This is a genomic window from Marinifilum sp. RC60d5 (assembly GCF_052400665.1).
In the GTDB taxonomy this organism is placed as follows: domain Bacteria; phylum Bacteroidota; class Bacteroidia; order Bacteroidales; family Marinifilaceae; genus JBQTGK01.
The window spans coordinates 16,589-35,293 of sequence record NZ_JBQTGK010000004.1 but is presented as its reverse complement, the minus strand read 5'-3'; the positions used below and the strand labels follow the sequence as shown (position 1 = coordinate 35,293).

Genomic DNA, 18,705 nt, shown 5'->3' with positions numbered 1-18,705 from the left:
AATCCACAAATGGACGCAAATGAGGCACAAATGATCGCAAATAAAAATACTTCCGCAAATTGAGAAAATATTTATCCACAAAAAAAAGGAATCCACAAATGGACGCGAATGAGGCACAAATAATCGCAAATAAAATGCTCCAAACTAACTTAATAGGTGTATAAAGATTTGTGTATATTTGTGTTAATCTGTGGACAAAATTAATTCTACACAAATGAAACCTAATGATTTTCCCTTTAAAGAAGAATGCTACCAAATTATTGGAGCAGCCATGGAGGTGCATAATGAATTGGGATGTGGATTCTTAGAAGCTGTTTATCAAGAAGCCCTTGCAATTCTGCTTGACGAAAAACTTATTCCTTTTGAAAAGGAGAAGATATTAGATATTGCTTTTCGAGGTAATATTTTGAGCAAAAAATACATTGCTGATTTCTTATGTTTCGATGATGTAATTGTAGAACTAAAAGCTGCCGATTCAATCCTCCCAGAACACATTGCACAAGTTTTAAATTATCTGAAAGCTACAAATAAGAAAATTGGATTACTGATTAATTTCGGAACAACTCGACTTCAATATAAAAGAGTTATTCGGTAAAACTCCGCAAATTGAAAAAAATATTTATCCACAAAAAACAAAGAGATCCACAAATGGACTCAAATGGAACACAAATGAGACGCAAATGATGCACAAATAAACCTCATCAATATTTGAGTGAATTTGTGGATAAAATTCGTGTGTATTTGTGGATAAGATTACAATATCACGTTTTTCTCTTCTTCTTTTTGGCCGCAGGGAAAAGTACATTATTCAATATCAAACGATATCCGGCCGAATTTTTCTTTAAATCTAGATCGGTAGGCGGATCACCCACCAAGTGCTGATAATCTTCCGGATCGTGGCCTCCATAAAATGTCCAGGTCCCCTTTCCATAAGTTCCATGAATATATCGCGCTTCGCCTGCCGACTTATTCTCTCCCATAATCAGCACTCCTGGCTTTATTAATTTCTCATTAAAAGCAGTGGTTTGTCCCATAAATCCCTTAATCATATTTTTATGATTTTGGCACAACATTGTTGGCACAGGATCCCACTTGGCCGAAAAATCGAACAATGTAAAATAATCCTCATCCCTGCTTACTTTTCGGGTTAGAGTAACATCAATATCGGAGTATTCGTAAACATAAGGATTGGTTTCTATGCTAAAATCAGTAAAAGCAAAAGTTCGCGAATAATCTAATTTTTCCTGTGCATTAGGATCAACAGGATCACCATCGAACACCTGGTTGCATATATCGGTATGTTCAGCGGCTAAAGCAATATCAAAAGTATCGGTGGCAGAACACATGGCAAATAAAAAGCCACCATTTTCTACAAATTCTCTTATTAAATTAGAGACTGCTTTTTTTAAATCGGAAGCTTTCGAAAAACCAAATCGCCTGGCTTTCGCTAAATTTGTCTGTACCTCATCTTTATACCATTTCATATTTCGGTACGAACCGTAAAACTTACCATGCTGTCCGGTAAAATCCTCATGATGCAAGTGCAACCAATCATAAGAATTTAGTTTTCCAGTCATCACCTCTTCATCGTAAACTATATCGTAAGGAATTTCGGCATAGGTAAGCGCAAGGGTTACAGCATCGTCCCAGGGCTTTTTGCCTTTGGGTGAATAAACTGCTATTGAGGGAACTTTCTCTAACTTAATGGCATCCATATTTGCTTCAGCATCGGCAATTTCGTTCATCATTTTACCAACTGCGGCATCAGAAACAATGGTAAAACTAACTCCTCGTATCTTACATTCGTCTTGTATATCCTTATTTAAAGGAAGAAGAAAAGAACCACCCCGATAATTTAAAAGCCAATGAATTTCATATTCTTTTTCGAGAGTCCAAAAAGCAATTCCATAAGCTTTCAGATGATTTTTTTGCGTATCATCCATTTGTATTAACAAACTGGCAGAATAGGATGAAAAAGCACAAAGAAGAAAACAAAGAATCATTACCAACTTTGACAGAAATCTCATAAAAGCAAATTTTAAAATGATTACAATGAAGCCATCACTTGTATGGTTTATAATTTACTAAAAAGGAGCAGCATCGTCGAAGTCGCTACCTCCAACCAAACCAGCATTTACATCATCTAAAGCTCCAGGCTCCTGATTCATTCGCGAGCTAAAAGTTTTCACATCCTCGGGACTTTCATCACCAAAAGGATCCATACTTTCGCCTTCCAAATCCATGAATCGAGCCAACTGATTACGGAATCGTAATTGAATTTCACCAACCGCACCATTACGGTGTTTAGCAATAATAATATCGGCAATACCAATTAATGAGTTTCCTTCGGCGTCTTCGGTGATTCCATATCGTTCCGGACGGTGAATAAACAGTACCATATCGGCATCCTGCTCAATTGCTCCCGACTCACGAAGGTCGGATAACATTGGTTTTTTTGCATCACCCGTACGCTGTTCTACCCCACGATTCAACTGCGAAAGTGCAATTACTGGTATATTTAATTCTTTGGCAATAATCTTTAACTGTCGTGATATTAAACTTACTTCCTGTTCACGATTACCACGCATATCCGATCCTGCTGTCATCAGCTGCAAGTAGTCAATAATTACACAACCAATATCATATTTAGCTTTTAGCCTACGACATTTCGAGCGCAATTCGTAAATCGACAAACCAGGTGTATCATCTACATAAATTGGTGCTTCCACCAAATCCTTAATTTTTACATGTAACTGTTCCCACTCAAAATCTTCTAATCGTCCATTTCTCAGTTTTTCAGATCCGAGCTCTGTTTCACTGGAGATCATACGTTTTACCAGCTGATCGCCACCCATCTCGAGCGAGAATATTGCAACAGGAGCTTTATGGGTAACTGCCATATTTCGTGTCATGGACAAAACAAAAGCTGTTTTTCCCATCGACGGACGAGCTGCAATAATCACCAAATCGGATTTTTGCCATCCCGAAGTAATTCTATCCAGGGCCATAAACCCCGAAGGCACTCCACTTAAACCATCGGGACGCTTCCCTGCTTCTACAATCTGATTAATTACTTCATCGGCCAAAGGTCGAATGTGAGCAGATTCTTTTTTGATGTTCCCTTCGGCAATATCGAAAACATCCTGCTGCGCTTTATCGAGCAAATCGGCAACATCAACACTTTCATCGAAAGCCTGATTTTGAATTTCGGAAGAAACACGAATTAATTCTCTTTGAATGTACTTTTGGGCAATAATTCGGGCATGAAACTCGATATGTGCTGCTGATGCAACTCGGTTGGTTAGCTGAGTAATGTAAAACGGACCACCCACATCATCGAGCGTACCTTCTCTTTTTAATTCCTCGGTTACCGTTAAAATATCAATAGGCTCTTCCTTAGTAGAAAGATTCATAATTGCCTTGTATATTTTCTGGTGCGCATCTTTGTAAAAGGTCTCAGCATTAAGCAAGTCTCCAACCGAAATGATTGCATCTTTCTCCAACATTATTGCACCCAGCACGGCCTCCTCCAGCTCTACAGCTTGTGGTGGTACTTTTCCGTAATCGAGATCTACACTTTTTTTCGATTGGTTTTTATAATTATTTGCTCCTGCCATAAATTCTATATATTATACCCTTCAAAATTCAAATAAAAAAAATAGACAGATTTTAAAATATCTGAAAAATTTTAGAATGCAAGGACAAAGATAGAAAATAAAAATGCTATCCTTGATTTTTTTAGTTTGACAAATGCTCTATTTTTACGCAATAAAATTATAAACTCAAATATTACTAAAGTGCTAAATTTTCCGAATGCCAAAATAAACCTGGGATTGAACGTTATAGAAAAACGTTCGGATGGATTTCATAATATAGAGACAATTTTTTATCCAATTCCTTTATGTGATGCTTTAGAAATTGCAGAATCAGAAAAAACCAGGCCTTTTGAATTTAGTTCGTCGGGCATACCTATAAATATTGCCGATAAAGATAATATTGTAGTGAAGGCTTTTGAACTACTAAGAAACGAATACGAATTACCTTCAACAAGTATTCATCTGCATAAAAATATTCCTTTTGGTGCCGGATTAGGAGGTGGATCTGCCGATGCGGCATTCATGATAAAAATGCTGAATGATTTTTACAATATTGGCCTAAACACTGGCAAAATGGAAGACTTGGCCTGTAAGTTGGGTAGCGATTGCCCCTTTTTCATCTCTAACAAACCCGTTTTTGCTCAGGGAAAAGGTGAAATATTCTCTCCCACCAAAGTAAACCTATCGGGATATTTTATTGCAATGATAAAACCCGAAATTCACATTAGTACTCCCGAGGCTTATGCCGGAATAAAACCTAAGCCAAGTGCTAATTTACAAAGCTTAATAGAACTTCCGCCTGATCAGTGGAAAGAAAATATCACTAACGATTTTGAAGATAGTATATTTCCAAACTATCCTCTTCTGTCACAATTAAAAAAAGAATTGTACAATCAGGGAGCAGTCTATGCGGCAATGTCGGGAAGTGGATCGACAATATTCGGTCTGTTTACAGAAAAACCTGTTATAAGGGAGAACTGGAAAGAACATTATAATTGGATAGGTCAATTGTAAAAATAAGCTGCAAAAGAAATGGGATTGTCATTACAACAATCCCATTTTTTATTTTCCATTCGGAAAGATTACTCAATTTCTAACATCAATAATCTGTTAGGAACTTTTTCTCCTTCTTTAACATGAATCTTTTTAATTACACCGTCGAAAGGCATTTCGATAAGGTTCTTCATTTTCATAGCTTCGAGAATCATTAAACTCTCTCCTGCTTTTACTTTTTGTCCTTCCTTAACGAAAATTTCAACAATAGTACCAGGAATAAATGAATTAAGATGCTTAGGGTTAGGTTTAGCCCAGGACTTTCTTTGTTCAAATTTCTTGGTTACTTCTGTTTTATAAATCGTCCCATCAACGTTGAATTCTTTTAAATTGCTCATAGCGAATAATTTTTAGAATGGAGGAATTCCGTGTTTTTTAGCAGGTCTTCTATCAACTTTATGATTTGAAACCTCAATAGAGTGTAACAACATATTACGTGTTTCCTCAGGCTCAATAACAGTATCGATATAACCTTTGGCTGCAGCAACATAAGGATTAGCGAACTTCTCTCTATATTCTGCAACTTTTTCTTTACGCATTGCTTCAGGATCTTCTGCCGCCATAATCTCTTTTCTAAAGATAATGTTAGCAGCACCATCAGGTCCCATTACAGCAATTTCGGCATTTGGCCATGCAAACATGAAATCTGCCTTCATGTGGCGAGAGTTCATAGCAATATAACCTCCACCATACGCTTTACGGATAATAACCGTAATTTTTGGCACTGTTGCCTCACTGTAAGCATAAAGGATTTTAGCTCCGTGACGAATAACACCCATGTGCTCCTGATCTACACCTGGTAAATAACCTGGCATATCCTCAAGGGTCACAATTGGAATATTAAACGAATCACAATAACGAATAAAACGAGCAGCTTTATCAGATGAATCACAATCTAATACACCTGCTAACACCATTGGCTGATTTGCAACAAAACCAACAGTCTCACCATTCATTCTACCAAATCCGATAACAATGTTTTTCGCAAAATTTTCCATGATTTCAAAGAAATCGGAATCATCGGCAATTGCTTTAATTACATTACGAATATCGTAAGGTTGCGTTGGATCTGAAGGTACAATTTCTTCAATTTTGTATTCTGGCTTCGGAGGCTTAGGCGGGAATGCTTTAGCTTTTTTCGCGTTGTGCCATGGTATGAAGGTTAGTAGCTTCTTAATTTGTTCGAAGCATTCGTACTCGCTTAAAGCGTAGAAATGAGCATTACCTGTAATTTCGCTATGAACTTTAGCTCCACCCAGTTCTTCCATACTAATTTCTTCACCTAAAACGGTTTTTATTACCTCAGGACCGGTAATGAACATTTTAGAAATGTTCTCTACCACAAACACAAAGTCGGTAAGCGCGGGAGAATAAACAGCTCCACCAGCACAAGGACCAAGAATAACTGACAATTGAGGAATTACACCTGATGCCAGAGTGTTTCGGAAAAAGATTTCACCGTATCCTGCAAGTGAATTAACACCTTCCTGAATACGAGCTCCACCCGAATCATTAATACCAATCAAAGGTACACGCATTTTTAATGCATGATCCATGATTTTTGTAATTTTTCGTGCATGCATAAGACCAAGAGAACCTCCAGCTACTGTAAAATCCTGCGCAAAAATACACACAGGCTCACCGTAAATTGTTCCGGTTCCAATGATAACACCATCACCATGAAGTTGTTTCTTTTCCATACCAAAGTCGCGAGCTTCATGCTCTACGAACATATCGTACTCATGAAAAGAATCTTCATCTAAAATTGATGTTACCCTTTCTCTAGCAGTCAACTTTCCCATCGCAACTTGCTTCTGGATAGCTTTTTCTCCGCCACCTTGAAGCACTTTTTCTTTTCTCTTTCTAAGATCAAGAATGTTTCGTTTCAATGACATAATCTGTACATTTAGTTAAAAAATATATATTTCTATATATGTTGAATTTCAATAACTCATGAAATTCCAAGCTACAACGTTAGTAATTTTTAGATTAGAAAAAAAATTCTTTTCCCTTAGATTACTAAAGCTGAAACTATATAAAATAAGCCCTTTATCTTGATAATCAACACAAAAAGCTGAAAATTATTTAAAATGATTCTATTTAGGCGCAATTCGATACAAATACAGTGCTACCACTGTAAACACAATATTAGGTAACCAAACAGCCAACATGGGGTTCATACTTCCATTCGTAGCAAAAACAACAGAAATCTGCAGAAACAAGATAAATGAAAAACTTAATAAAAGTCCTATACCCAAATGTAATCCCATTCCTCCGCGTATTTTTCGGGATGCCAAAGAAACACCAATAAGCGTTAATATAAAGGTCGAGAATGGATTTGCCATTCGTTTGTACTTCTCTATTTTATATGCATTAATATTACTGTCTCCACGCATGGTTTGCTGATCGATATAATCATTCAGCTCGTTATAATTCATTGCCTCAACAATATTTTTTTTCCGTCCAAATTCCTTTGGCCCAAAATTTAGTGTTGTGTCAATTTTTTTTCCACTCTCAAAACTCTCTTTTTCGCCTTTAATATTTCTGATAAAATAACCATTAATGGTCCATTTCCCTTCTTTATCATTCCAACGAATATATTTCGATGTTAATTTAGATACTAATTTTTTGCCATCGAATTTCTCCATTGCAAACTTATAACCGGTTTTACTAGTTGTTTCCCAGTTTTGCATATAAATAAACACGCCAGGTTCAATTTGGCGATGTATATTTCTCTCGTTATTTCTAAATTGTTTTTTGATATAAGTAGCCGTAAAATCGAGTCGTTTCTGATTTGCCGGAGGAATTATATAGTTACTTAGCAAAAACGAAAAAATACCAATAATTAATGCGGAGAGAAAATAAGGATACATCATTCTCCTAAAACTAATTCCACTACTTAAAATGGCAATAATTTCGGTGTTATATGCCATTTTTGAAGTAAAAAAGATAACGGCAATAAAGGTGAACAACGCACTAAATAAATTGGCAAAATAGGGAATGAAATTGAGGTAATAATCGAGCAAAACAGCTTTTAAAGGAGCTTCCTTGTCTATAAATTCATCAATATGTTCGGAGAAATCGAAAATAACCGAAATACTAATAATCAACACAATAGCAAAAAAGAAAGTTCCTAAGAACTTTCGGATAATATATAAATCTAATTTTTTCAAAACCTGATTTTTAATTACTGTATATTTCGAAAATAATCGAAACCAAAATCACCGCAATAAAAGTATAATATATTCTTCAAATATCAATTAACTCTTATTTATTGTAAGATTTTTTAACACTTAAAAGCTTAGTTCCTAACACTAAGCTTTTACTAAACATTATTCGACATGGTTCTAAAAAAAACTTACAATAAATCCATATTTAAAGCTGCAAGTAAACAGTTTACAAACGGAAAGCCAGTTTTTTAACCATAATATCTTTCCAACCAGAAAAGGTTCCTGCATTGATATGCTCGCGAGCTTCTCTCACCAACCAAAGATAAAATGCCAAATTATGAATGCTACATATTTGAGAACCCAGCAATTCTCCCGAATGAATTAAATGGCGCACATAGGCTTTTGAGTATGCTTTATCTACAAAAGAAGTTCCATTCGCATCGAGCGGAGAAAAATCATCGTGCCACTTTTTATTTTTTATATTGATAATTCCTTCGCTGGTAAAAATCATTCCGTTTCGTCCATTTCGGGTTGGCATAACACAGTCGAACATATCAACACCACGCGAAATAGCTTCCAAAATGTTAACAGGCGTACCTACTCCCATCAAATATCTGGGTTTATCTTCAGGAAGAACATTATTTACCACTTCAATCATCGAATACATATCTTCTACTGGCTCGCCTACTGCTAATCCTCCAATTGCGTATCCTTCACGATCTAATGATGCCGCATGCTCTGCTGCTTTAATTCGTAAATCATTATAAACACAACCTTGAACAATAGGAAACAGTGTTTGAGAATAACCATATTTGGGTTCTGTCTCATCAAAACGTTTTACACATCGTTCTAACCAGCGCTGAGTTAATTCCAGTGAGTTTTTAGAGTATTCGTAGCTTGATGTTCCCGGAGGACACTCATCGAATGCCATAATAATATCAGCACCAATGGTTCTTTGGGTATCCATTACATTTTCGGGCGTAAAAAAATGCTTCGATCCATCGATATGAGATCTAAACATTGCACCTTCCTCGGTAAGCTTACGATTGTCGGCCAGAGAAAAAACCTGAAACCCTCCACTATCAGTCAATATTGGGCGATCCCAACCATTAAATTTATGCAAACCTCCTGCTTGTTCCAGAACATTTAATCCCGGGCGCAAATACAGATGATAGGTATTTCCTAAAATAATTTCTGCATTGATATCCTCTTTCAACTCACGTTGATGCACTCCTTTTACGGATCCCAATGTCCCCACTGGCATAAAAATCGGTGTTTGTATTTTACCGTGATCTGTTGTAATCTCCCCTGTTCTTGCAGAAGATTTTGGATCTGTATTTTGTAATTTAAAATCCATATTGACTGTTTTAATGGAATGTAAAATCGAAAAAACCAATTTTACAAAAAAAATCGGCAACAAAGATACTAATAAATCTTAGTTCTGTACTAAATAAAACAAATGGCAAAATACTGATTTTTGTATTTTTCAGATCAACTTAATTATTTCTTGATTTTACTTTCCTATATAGTAAAGAATCTCTTATTTTTGGGATTCATAAAATATACAATCTTGAATACATTCTATAATTTATCATTAAATACAAACCAATTATTTGTAATAATAGGATTTTGTTTATCATTCACTACATATATTTCTTTTCAAATATTTTATTTTCGAAAAGGAAAAAGTTTATTCAAAGAAAATAATAAGATAAAACCTATTCCTGTTTCCCTTATTATCAGCTCAAAAAATCAGGCCAACCTTCTCGAAAAAAATCTACCGGCCTTTTTAAACCAAAACTATCCTGATTTCGAAGTTATTATTGTTGATAATGGCAGCACCGACGAGACTGAAGATGTTATTAAACGTCTACAAAATAATTTCCCACATTTACGCAAAACACAAATTCCGGCTGACGATAAGTTTAACCACAATAAAAAACTGGCATTAACCATTGGCATTAAAGCTGCCAAACACGAACAATTATTCTTTAGTAACCCTAATTGCCAACCAATAGATGAAAATTGGCTTCTAAACTCTGTAAATACAGGTAATTATTCGGCTTATTCGAATTTTGAAAATAAAAAAGGCTTTTGCTTCAATTTTATGAAGTACGATTTGTTAATGCAAAACATCAAAATAGCCGCTTTTTCGTCGTTAGGGCTAAATTATGCTGGAAATGGCAATAATATGAGCTATAGAAAAAGCGACTTTTTTTCAGTAAAAGGTTTTGCTGGCTTTGCTCATTTCGAGGAGGGCTACGATCATCTCATTTTACGTAAACTTAGCAAAAAATCAGCAGTAAAAACTTCATTACACCCAGACACAAAAATTATTCTCGATTCAAAAAAGAGTAAAGAACAATGGAAAGAAATTAATCATTCCTATTTCAAATGTAGAAAATATATTCCAGTAAAAATCAAGCTTTTAACCAAGCTCGATCACTTAAGCAAAATACTATTTTTAGTTTTCCTTTTTTTAGGATTCTTAACAACCAAACTCTATATCTTTTTCATCTTGATATGTTTTATTGGTTTAATAATTTATAGCTACTATTTTAAAATAATCACAAGAGATTTGAAGGAAGAAAATTTATTTTTATCTTCGTATATATATGGTTTATTAAGACCATTTTTAAAATTGCTATTTTATATCCAAAACCTAATATTCAGTAAACATCTATAATGGAAATAAATCCAAATCTCTCAGAAAAAGCTCAATACGACTACAGGCTTGTTCTCGCCTCTGTTAATGGGGATCAGAAAGCTTATGAAGAACTTTTTAAAAGATATAAGGATGCCATATTTTTCATGTTGTTAAAAATGGTAAACAACAAAAATGATGCTGAAGATTTAACTTTTGAGGCATTTGGAAAAGCATTTAAAAACATAAAGCAATATTCTCCAAAATACGCATTTAGTACCTGGTTATTTAAAATTGCATCGAACAACTGTATTGACTTTTTACGAAAAAAGAAAGGAAAAACCGTTTCTATTGATGGTAAAGATGACAAAGAAAATGAAAGAAGCATTACTTTAGAATCGAGCGGATTAAATCCGGAGCAAGATTTTATAAAAAAGCAGAAAGCAAAAATAATGCGTAACGAAGTAGGCCGATTAAAAGAAAGATATCGCAGACTTATAGAACTTCGCTACTTTGAAGAATTTTCGTACGAAGAAATTGCTCAGGAACTAAAGCTGCCTATTGGTACAGTAAAAGCACAACTATTTAGAGCCCGTGAATTACTCTTTAATAACTTAAAAGATTCTGAAGTAAAAATAGAAAAAAAGAAGAAAAAGTAATTTCTTTTTGCGCTGGTCTTAAATCATTACATCTAAATTAGTTTTATCTTTGCCGACTTAAATAACAATTGGCATGGAAATCATTGAAAAATATTTTACGGATTTAACTGAGGATCAAAAAGACAAGTTCTCTCAACTAAAATCACTATACACCTATTGGAACAATCAAATCAACGTAATTTCGCGTAAAGATATTGATTCTCTGTATCTGCATCATGTATTGCATTCCTTATCTATTGCTAAAGTAATTCAGTTTACTCCCGGTACAAAAATAATGGATGTTGGATGCGGAGGTGGATTCCCCGGAATACCTCTTGCTATTTTATTTCCCGAATGTGAATTTTATTTAGTGGATTCTATTGGAAAAAAAATAAAAGTGGTGAATGAAGTAGCCTCTGCGCTGGGATTAAAAAATATAAAAGCAGAACACACTAGAGTTCAGCAAGTAAAAGATAAATTTGACTTTATTATTAGCCGAGCTGTTACTGCATTTCCAAAATTTGTGAATATGGTTCGCAAAAACAGTAAGCAAAAAGATAAAAATAGTTTGGCCAACGGAATCCTCTATATTAAGGGTGGAGATTTTAAGGAAGAAATCGCTGGATACAGCGATAAGATTATGCTTTTCGAATGTACAGATTTCTTCTCGGAGGAGTTCTTCGAAACTAAAAAAGTTGTACATCTTGAGCTTTAATGATTTTTTTTTACCTCATCCTTTTGTTAGATTAAAAAAAACCTTATTTTTGCAGTCCAAAATCAACGGATATAATAACTTTTTTAGATAAAAATTTTTCGCGATGAAAAGAACATTTCAACCATCAAATAGAAAGAGAAGAAATAAACACGGTTTCAGAGAAAGAATGTCTTCTGTAAGCGGAAGAGCCGTACTATCTCGTAGAAGAGCTAAAGGCAGAAAGAAAGTTTCTGTTTCTAGCGAACGAAGACACAAAGCTTAATTTTATTAAGTTGCCGATATACAGAAAGTAAAGAATAGATATTCTTTACTTTTTTGTATTTATTCTGGTTTGTAAAGAATAATGGAGTTCCAAAGGAACTCTTTTTTTTTGCTTATAAATGAAATATAATCACACTTACAGCAGTTTAGCTTAATAGGCACCTTTATTTAAAAGCTTTTTTATGAAGTAACATCAATTTTGATTACCAATTTCTTAAATCTAAAAATCTCTGCTATTTTTGTAGCATGCTAAAACAGTATGTTTGCATACTGCCTTTGCAAAAAATTTAAAATAAGCTATTAGCAGATTATCAATTCATAATCTGCCAACCAAAAGAAAATACTACAAATGAAATCAGGAAACTTCTTTAAAAGCAAACTATTCCTCTATCAAATAGGAATTGCCTTGCTTATCACCATTGCATTAATTTGGATTACCCTTTCAGGATTAAAGTGGTACACTCATCATGGTGAACAGTTAAGTGTTCCCGATCTTTATGGCTATAGCCTCGAAGATGCTACCCAAAAAATTGAGTCAACGAATTTAAGATATTCTGTTTACGACTCTATTTACAAGCCCAAATATGCCCCAGGTACAGTTTTAGACCAAAGACCATTAGCTGGCGCTATTGTTAAAAGAAATAGAAATTTGTTTTTAACAATCAATGCTCAAAAACCAGAGCAAGTTCGTTTCCCAAATCTTATCGATAATTCGTTTCGACAAGCTTATGAATTATTAATCACAAATGGTTTTAAAATAGGACGATTAGAATATGAAGAAAATCAGTTTTTTAATTTAGTTCTATACCCAAAACATAAAGGAGATTCCATTGGAACAGGAAGTATGGTTAACAAAGGAGCTACAATTGATTTGGTATTGGGAAGAGGAAAAATATATGGAATTTTGGCTCCCAACCTAATGGGAAAAAATCATTCTCAGGCAAAAGAAAAAACTATACTTTCGAACCTAAATTTAGGAACAAGTCGTTTCGATGAATCAGTAACAAACCATATCGATTCCTTACAAGCTAGAGTTTTTAAACAATATCCGGTTTACCACGAAGACCGTAAAATAAAACCTGGAAGCAATATTGATATTTGGCTGACAAAAGATACTCTTAAGCTTAGGCGAGCCGATTCAATTTTGCAGAAAAGACTAAGTAATTTGCTATACTAAAAATACACCTAAAATAATGACAGAACAGGAACCAAAAGAAAATTTCAACACAGAAGAGGAACTGGATAACAATCAGGAGTTGTTTGAACATTTTCGATTTGAAGTGGATCCGGGCCAAAAACCACTTCGTATAGACAAATTTTTGGTTGACAGAATGCAAAATGCATCCCGTAATAAAATACAGGATGCGGCTAATTGTGGTTGTATTTTGGTTAATGATACTCCGGTAAAAAGAAATTATAAGGTAAAGCCTAACGATACCATCACAATTGTATTAAGTCATCCACCACGCGAAATTGAAATTATTGCTGAAGATATTCCTTTAAATATTGTATATGAAGATGATGCCTTTTTAATTGTCAATAAAAATCCGGGAATGGTTGTGCACCCTTCATACGGACACTACTCTGGAACTATGGTTAACGCTTTAGCATATCATTTAAAAGATTTACCTTTATTCAACTCTGAAGATCCTCGTCCGGGATTAGTACACCGAATAGATAAGGATACATCTGGAATTTTAGTTGTTGCAAAATCTGAAGAAGCAAAAACTAAGTTAGCACTACAATTTTTTAACAAAACAAGTGATCGAAAATACCGTGCTTTGGTATGGGGTAATCTGGAAAACGACGAAGGAACAATTACCGGACACATTGGTCGAAACCTAAAAAACCGCAAGCTGATGGATGTTTTTCCTGATGGAGAGTTTGGAAAACATGCTGTAACTCATTACAGAGTGCTGGAACGTTTAGGATATGTTAATTTGGTTGAGTGCGTTCTCGAAACCGGAAGAACACATCAAATTAGAGCACATTTTAAACACATTGGACATCCTCTTTTTAACGATTCAACTTATGGTGGAGATCGAATTTTAAAAGGAACTACATTCACCAAATACAAGCAATTTGTTCAAAATTGTTTTAAAATTTGTCCGCGACAAGCACTTCATGCCAAAACATTGGGTTTCAAACATCCTGTTACCGACGAATATGTATCATTCGATTCCGAAATTCCAGAAGATATGAGCACTGTAATTCAAAAATGGAGAGATTACACTTCGGCACGAGAAGAATAATATTATAATAAATATCAATGAAAAAGATAATCGCAGTTATTGCAGGAGGCGATTCCGCAGAATTTGAAATTTCACTTCAAACGGCAAATCACATCTACAATAGTTTAGATAGAGAAAAGTACATTCCCTACTTAGTTGAATTGCAAGGCTTAAACTGGAAAGTTAAACTTGATAATAATTATTACCCGGTAGATAAAAATACATTTAGCTTTACCCACGACAACAATAAAGTAAATTTTGATTTTGCTTATATTGCTATTCATGGTACTCCTGGCGAAAATGGAATACTACAAGGATATCTGCAGCTAATGCAAATCCCTCATTCTACCTGCGATGTTTTAAGTAGTGCTCTTAGTTTTAACAAACATGCCTGCAACTCCTATTTAGAAAATTTAGGATTTAGAGTTGCAAAATCGATTCTCCTAAAAAAAAATCAAGAGTATTGTATTAATGATATCATCGCAAAATTGGGAATGCCCTGTTTTGTAAAACCCAACGCCGATGGTTCCAGCTTTGGGATATCGAAAGTTAAAAAAACAGAAGAGCTTAAGCCGGCAATAATTAAAGCCTTTAAAGAAGGAAACGAAGTTATCATCGAAGAATTTATTGATGGATTAGAGTTTACATGCGGATTGTTAAAATCTAAATCGGAAAACCTTATTTTCCCCGTAACCGAAGTTCTGCCTAAAAAAGAATTCTTCGATTATGAAGCCAAATACGATCCGGATATGGCAGAAGAAATTACTCCTGCCCGCATTTCGAAAGAACTAACACTACAAATTCAAAACCTATCTTCGGAAGTTTATGATGCCTTAAAATGCAAAGGAATTGTTCGTGTAGATTATATGATTAGGGGAAATGAAATTTATATTTTAGAAGCAAACACGATTCCAGGTATGACATCAAATAGTTTTATTCCCAAACAGGTTGCTGCTATGAACCGTAATTTAAAAGATATCTTAAGTTTGGTTATAGATAATGAGTTTTAAGATATAAAATTTTAGTTTATTTAAATAAGCTTAAACAATTGAATCGTAATTGTTTACAAATAAATGAAAAGATGAAAAAAAATGTGTTTTTTTCATCTTTTTTTTATCTACTTGTATCACTTATAAAAAAAGGAAATTTGCCTTTTTTATGAAAAATCTGAACTAAAAAATGCCTCTAATTTGAAAAAACACTTCAAACCTTTTTCAAACTATCGCGTATTAGTATTTAGATTTTAATGGATTATTTTTCAATTCATTATTTCATAGTTAAATTTTAGGGTTAGTAATAGTACATTAAAAAGGAGGCAGGGGCAGCCTCCTTTTTTCGTAGTATAATTTTCAATAAGCCGTCTACTTAAATAAAAAAATCCGATGAGAAATACTCACCGGATTCTTAATTTTATCTTGTAAGACCAATTAGTCTACATCAATATATTCTTCGCTGTATACCTCTAAAGGTGCGCAAGTACACATCAGGTTACGATCTCCAAATGCATCATCAACGCGACCAACAGTTGGCCAAAACTTATTATCAGCAACCCATTTTAATGGATAAGCAGCTTTTTTACGACTATAAGTATGGTTCCATTCATCATCAGTCATAACAAATTGCGTGTGAGGAGCATTTTTTAGTACATTATCAACAGTATCTGCAACACCATCTTCAATTTCTTTCATTTCTTCATTGATCTTAGCCAATGCCTCAATAAAACGATCTAACTCTTCCAAAGGCTCACTTTCAGTAGGCTCAACCATTAAGGTTCCATGAACGGGGAACGATAAAGTTGGCGCATGAAATCCATAATCCATCAATCGCTTAGCAATATCAGAATCGGTAATACCGACAGATTTATTAAATTCACGACAATCAAAAATCATTTCGTGTCCTACTCGTCCTTTAGCACCTTTATAAAGAATCTTGAAATTCATTTTTTCGAATGAAGAAGCTAAGTAGTTAGCATTTAAAATTGCCATTTTTGTAACTTCTTCTAGTCCATCGGCACCCAACATTGCAATATAACCATAGGTAACAGGCAACACACTGGCCGATCCAAAAGGAGCAGCAGAAACTGCAGTGATTCCATTTTCGCCACCAGTTTTCACATATTTATGAGAAGGTAAAAATTGAACCAGATGTTTAGCAACGCAAATTGGGCCAACACCAGGACCACCTCCACCGTGAGGTATTGCAAATGTTTTGTGAAGATTTAAGTGACAAACGTCAGCGCCGATAGCTCCAGGATTAGTTAATCCAACCTGTGCATTCATATTCGCACCATCCATATAAACCTGTCCTCCATTTTCATGAATCAGATTCATCATCTCTTTAATTCCCGACTCAAAAACACCATGCGTGGAAGGATAGGTAATCATGTAAGCACATAAATTATCCTTATGTTTTTCGGCTTTTGCTTTTAAATCATCGAACTGCACATTACCGTTTTCATCGCAATTTACAATTACAGGTTTCATTCCTGCCATAGTAACCGATGCAGGATTTGTTCCGTGTGCAGAAGAAGGAATTAACACAATATTTCTGTGATCATCACCTCTCGAAATATGATGCTGACGAATTACCATTAAACCAGTATATTCACCTGCAGCTCCCGAATTCGGCTGTAAAGTACATCCGGCAAAACCAGTTATAACAGCAAGCCACTGCTCTAAGTCTGTAATTAATTCGGTATAGCCATTCACCTGATCTTTTGGCACGAATGGGTGAATACCACCAAACTCGGGCCAGCTAATTGGCAACATTTCAACTGCGGCATTCAATTTCATTGTACACGATCCTAAAGAAATCATAGAAGTCTGTAGACCTATATCTTTTCTTTCCAGATTTTTAATGTAACGCATCATTGCTGTTTCCGATCGATAACGATTAAAAACATCAAGAGTTAAAAAATCACTGGTTCTGGAAAACTTATCATCGAAGTAAATTTTTTCTTCAAGTTCTTTTACTTCCACTTCTTTTCCAGCAGCTTTTGCAAAAATAGTTAAAATGCTATTGATCTCTTCTTTACTGATTTTCTCATCAGCAGAAAAACCAATTGTATTTTCATTTATATATCGGAAATTAAACTCAGCCTCTAAAGCTGTTTTTCTAATTTCTTCCATAGAAACTCCCGAGGGAATCATAATTTCTAAAGTATCGAAATAGTTATCAACAGTTTGTTGATAACCTAATGCCTTTAAGCCTTCGGACAACTCACCTGCACCTGCATGAATATGTTTGGCGATTCTTCGTAAGCCTTCGGCTCCGTGATAAACTCCATAAAAACCAGCCATAGTAGCCAGTAAAGCCTGAGCTGTACATATATTTGAGGTAGCTCGTTCACGCTTAATATGCTGCTCTCGGGTTTGTAAAGCCAAACGAACGGCATTATTTCCCTGAGCATCTTTGGTTACACCAATAATACGTCCGGGAATATTACGCTTGTATGCTTCGCGACAAGCTAAAAATGCTGCATGAGGTCCGCCATACCCCATAGGAATACCAAAACGCTGAGTAGTACCTACTACAATATCAGCCCCCCATTCGCCAGGAGGAGTTAATAGTACCAAGCTCATTAAATCGGCTGCAACCGATACTAAAGCTTCGCTATTATGCGCTCGCTCAACAAAATCACTATAATCTTCTATGCTACCATTAGCTGCCGGATATTGAATAATTGCTCCAAATACTTTATCTGTAAATTCAAAAGTTTTGTAATCGCCAACAATCAGTTCAATTCCCAGCGGAGATGAACGAGTTGTAAGTACATCGAGAGTTTGAGCAAATATTTTCTCATCCACAAAAAGCTGATTAGCACCCGCCTTTTTCTTAGCGCGGGAACGAAGTCCCTGCATCATAAACATTGTTTCGCCTACAGCTGTGGCTTCATCTAAAAGAGAACAGTTGGCCAGTTCCATTTTTGTTAAATCCAAAACCATAGTCTGAAAATTTAACAAAGCTTCGAGCCTTCCTTGCGAAACTTCCGCCTGATAAGGAGTATAAGGAGTATACCATCCTGGATTTTCCAATACATTCCTTTGAATAACAGCAGGAGTAATTGTATCATAATATCCCTGTCCTATAAATGTGCGAAATAATTTATTCTTCGCAGCAATTCCTTTAATTTTGGAGAAATATTCGTATTCTGACAGCGCTTCAGGTAATTCTAAAGCTTTTTCCAATCTAATATCCGTAGGGATAGTTTCTTCAATCAAAGCATCTAAGGATGATGCGCCAACAGTTTCCAACATGGTCTTAATATCGCCGTTGCGAGGACCAATGTGACGGGAAACAAACTTTTCGCTTGCCATATTGTTGTTTAAATTAGGTGTTGTTTAAAATATATTTATGAATGTAAAATTAGCAAAAGATTTAAGATTTTGATATCAAAA

At 35.0% G+C, this 18,705-nt stretch carries 16 protein-coding genes; 9 read left to right on the top strand and 7 right to left on the bottom strand.

The window, feature by feature from the left end; all coding sequences use genetic code 11:
• The first annotated feature begins 214 nt into the window (after positions 1-214).
• Positions 215-595, top strand: coding sequence for a GxxExxY protein (locus ACT3CE_RS10395; RefSeq protein ID WP_444709713.1), 381 nt, complete (start codon positions 215-217; stop codon positions 593-595).
• A 166-nt stretch (positions 596-761) separates the two neighbouring features.
• Here the strand turns inward: ACT3CE_RS10395 and ACT3CE_RS10390 are convergent, their stop codons facing one another.
• Together ACT3CE_RS10390 and dnaB are read right to left on the bottom strand one after the other, a co-directional pair.
• Positions 762-2,027: a hypothetical protein gene (locus ACT3CE_RS10390; RefSeq protein ID WP_444709712.1), complete on the bottom strand. Its 1,266-nt coding sequence runs from the start codon at positions 2,025-2,027 to the stop codon at positions 762-764.
• Between the two features lie 57 nt (positions 2,028-2,084).
• Positions 2,085-3,617: a replicative DNA helicase gene (gene dnaB, locus ACT3CE_RS10385; RefSeq protein WP_444709711.1), complete on the bottom strand. Its 1,533-nt coding sequence runs from the start codon at positions 3,615-3,617 to the stop codon at positions 2,085-2,087.
• Between the two features lie 180 nt (positions 3,618-3,797).
• Here dnaB and ispE point away from each other — a divergent pair, with 180 nt between their 5' ends.
• A complete protein-coding gene (gene ispE / locus ACT3CE_RS10380) occupies positions 3,798-4,610 on the top strand; it encodes a 4-(cytidine 5'-diphospho)-2-C-methyl-D-erythritol kinase (RefSeq protein ID WP_444709710.1) in 813 nt (270 codons plus the stop codon).
• A gap of 68 nt (positions 4,611-4,678) precedes the next feature.
• Here ispE and ACT3CE_RS10375 read toward each other — a convergent pair whose 3' ends face one another.
• From ACT3CE_RS10375 to tgt, 4 genes are all read right to left on the bottom strand, one after another.
• Positions 4,679-4,987, bottom strand: a complete 309-nt coding sequence (locus ACT3CE_RS10375; RefSeq protein WP_444709709.1) for a biotin/lipoyl-containing protein — start codon at positions 4,985-4,987, stop codon at positions 4,679-4,681.
• A gap of 12 nt (positions 4,988-4,999) precedes the next feature.
• Complete coding sequence (locus tag ACT3CE_RS10370; RefSeq protein ID WP_320117193.1) at positions 5,000-6,544, bottom strand: acyl-CoA carboxylase subunit beta; 1,545 nt, start codon at positions 6,542-6,544, stop codon at positions 5,000-5,002.
• 201 nt (positions 6,545-6,745) lie between these two features.
• Entirely contained in the window at positions 6,746-7,822 is a 1,077-nt protein-coding gene (locus ACT3CE_RS10365) for an LptF/LptG family permease (RefSeq protein WP_444709708.1), read from the bottom strand.
• Between the two features lie 223 nt (positions 7,823-8,045).
• A complete protein-coding gene (tgt, locus tag ACT3CE_RS10360; RefSeq protein ID WP_444709707.1) occupies positions 8,046-9,176 on the bottom strand; it encodes a tRNA guanosine(34) transglycosylase Tgt in 1,131 nt (376 codons plus the stop codon).
• 213 nt (positions 9,177-9,389) lie between these two features.
• Between tgt and ACT3CE_RS10355 the strand changes: the two genes are divergently transcribed.
• The 7 genes from ACT3CE_RS10355 (at position 9,390) to ACT3CE_RS10325 (ending at position 15,318) form a co-directional block, all read left to right on the top strand.
• Complete coding sequence (locus tag ACT3CE_RS10355) at positions 9,390-10,505, top strand: glycosyltransferase (protein ID WP_444709706.1); 1,116 nt, start codon at positions 9,390-9,392, stop codon at positions 10,503-10,505.
• On the top strand, positions 10,505-11,122 hold the full coding sequence (locus ACT3CE_RS10350; RefSeq protein WP_444709705.1) for an RNA polymerase sigma factor: 618 nt from the start codon (positions 10,505-10,507) through the stop codon (positions 11,120-11,122). The genes ACT3CE_RS10355 and ACT3CE_RS10350 overlap by 1 nt, the downstream gene beginning before the upstream one ends.
• Before the next feature lie 73 nt (positions 11,123-11,195).
• A complete protein-coding gene (rsmG, locus tag ACT3CE_RS10345; RefSeq protein WP_444709704.1) occupies positions 11,196-11,816 on the top strand; it encodes a 16S rRNA (guanine(527)-N(7))-methyltransferase RsmG in 621 nt (206 codons plus the stop codon).
• 103 nt (positions 11,817-11,919) lie between these two features.
• A complete protein-coding gene (gene rpmH, locus ACT3CE_RS10340) occupies positions 11,920-12,078 on the top strand; it encodes a 50S ribosomal protein L34 (RefSeq protein ID WP_110363239.1) in 159 nt (52 codons plus the stop codon).
• Positions 12,079-12,426: 348 nt separating this feature from the next.
• Complete coding sequence (locus ACT3CE_RS10335) at positions 12,427-13,254, top strand: PASTA domain-containing protein (RefSeq protein WP_444709703.1); 828 nt, start codon at positions 12,427-12,429, stop codon at positions 13,252-13,254.
• 16 nt (positions 13,255-13,270) lie between these two features.
• Positions 13,271-14,329 carry an RluA family pseudouridine synthase gene (locus ACT3CE_RS10330; protein WP_444709702.1) on the top strand — a complete coding sequence of 353 codons (1,059 nt, stop codon included), beginning with the start codon at positions 13,271-13,273 and terminating at the stop codon, positions 14,327-14,329.
• 17 nt (positions 14,330-14,346) lie between these two features.
• On the top strand, positions 14,347-15,318 hold the full coding sequence (locus ACT3CE_RS10325) for a D-alanine--D-alanine ligase (RefSeq protein ID WP_444709701.1): 972 nt from the start codon (positions 14,347-14,349) through the stop codon (positions 15,316-15,318).
• Positions 15,319-15,735: 417 nt separating this feature from the next.
• Here the strand turns inward: ACT3CE_RS10325 and gcvP are convergent, their stop codons facing one another.
• Positions 15,736-18,624: an aminomethyl-transferring glycine dehydrogenase gene (gcvP, locus tag ACT3CE_RS10320; RefSeq protein ID WP_444709700.1), complete on the bottom strand. Its 2,889-nt coding sequence runs from the start codon at positions 18,622-18,624 to the stop codon at positions 15,736-15,738.
• Positions 18,625-18,705: the final 81 nt, after the last annotated feature.

What these genes read in the sequence shown, in the direction of transcription:
- ACT3CE_RS10375 (WP_444709709.1), bottom strand. Translation starts at nt 4,987, where the DNA reads ATGAGCAATTTAAAAGAATTCAACGTTGATGGGACGATTTATAAAACA.
- ACT3CE_RS10370 (WP_320117193.1), bottom strand. Translation starts at nt 6,544, where the DNA reads ATGTCATTGAAACGAAACATTCTTGATCTTAGAAAGAGAAAAGAAAAA.
- rsmG (WP_444709704.1), top strand. Translation starts at nt 11,196, where the DNA reads ATGGAAATCATTGAAAAATATTTTACGGATTTAACTGAGGATCAAAAA.
- ACT3CE_RS10395 (WP_444709713.1), top strand. Translation starts at nt 215, where the DNA reads ATGAAACCTAATGATTTTCCCTTTAAAGAAGAATGCTACCAAATTATT.
- ACT3CE_RS10390 (WP_444709712.1), bottom strand. Translation starts at nt 2,027, where the DNA reads ATGAGATTTCTGTCAAAGTTGGTAATGATTCTTTGTTTTCTTCTTTGT.
- ACT3CE_RS10330 (WP_444709702.1), top strand. Translation starts at nt 13,271, where the DNA reads ATGACAGAACAGGAACCAAAAGAAAATTTCAACACAGAAGAGGAACTG.
- dnaB (WP_444709711.1), bottom strand. Translation starts at nt 3,617, where the DNA reads ATGGCAGGAGCAAATAATTATAAAAACCAATCGAAAAAAAGTGTAGAT.
- rpmH (WP_110363239.1), top strand. Translation starts at nt 11,920, where the DNA reads ATGAAAAGAACATTTCAACCATCAAATAGAAAGAGAAGAAATAAACAC.
- ACT3CE_RS10350 (WP_444709705.1), top strand. Translation starts at nt 10,505, where the DNA reads ATGGAAATAAATCCAAATCTCTCAGAAAAAGCTCAATACGACTACAGG.
- gcvP (WP_444709700.1), bottom strand. Translation starts at nt 18,624, where the DNA reads ATGGCAAGCGAAAAGTTTGTTTCCCGTCACATTGGTCCTCGCAACGGC.
- tgt (WP_444709707.1), bottom strand. Translation starts at nt 9,176, where the DNA reads ATGGATTTTAAATTACAAAATACAGATCCAAAATCTTCTGCAAGAACA.
- ACT3CE_RS10325 (WP_444709701.1), top strand. Translation starts at nt 14,347, where the DNA reads ATGAAAAAGATAATCGCAGTTATTGCAGGAGGCGATTCCGCAGAATTT.
- ACT3CE_RS10335 (WP_444709703.1), top strand. Translation starts at nt 12,427, where the DNA reads ATGAAATCAGGAAACTTCTTTAAAAGCAAACTATTCCTCTATCAAATA.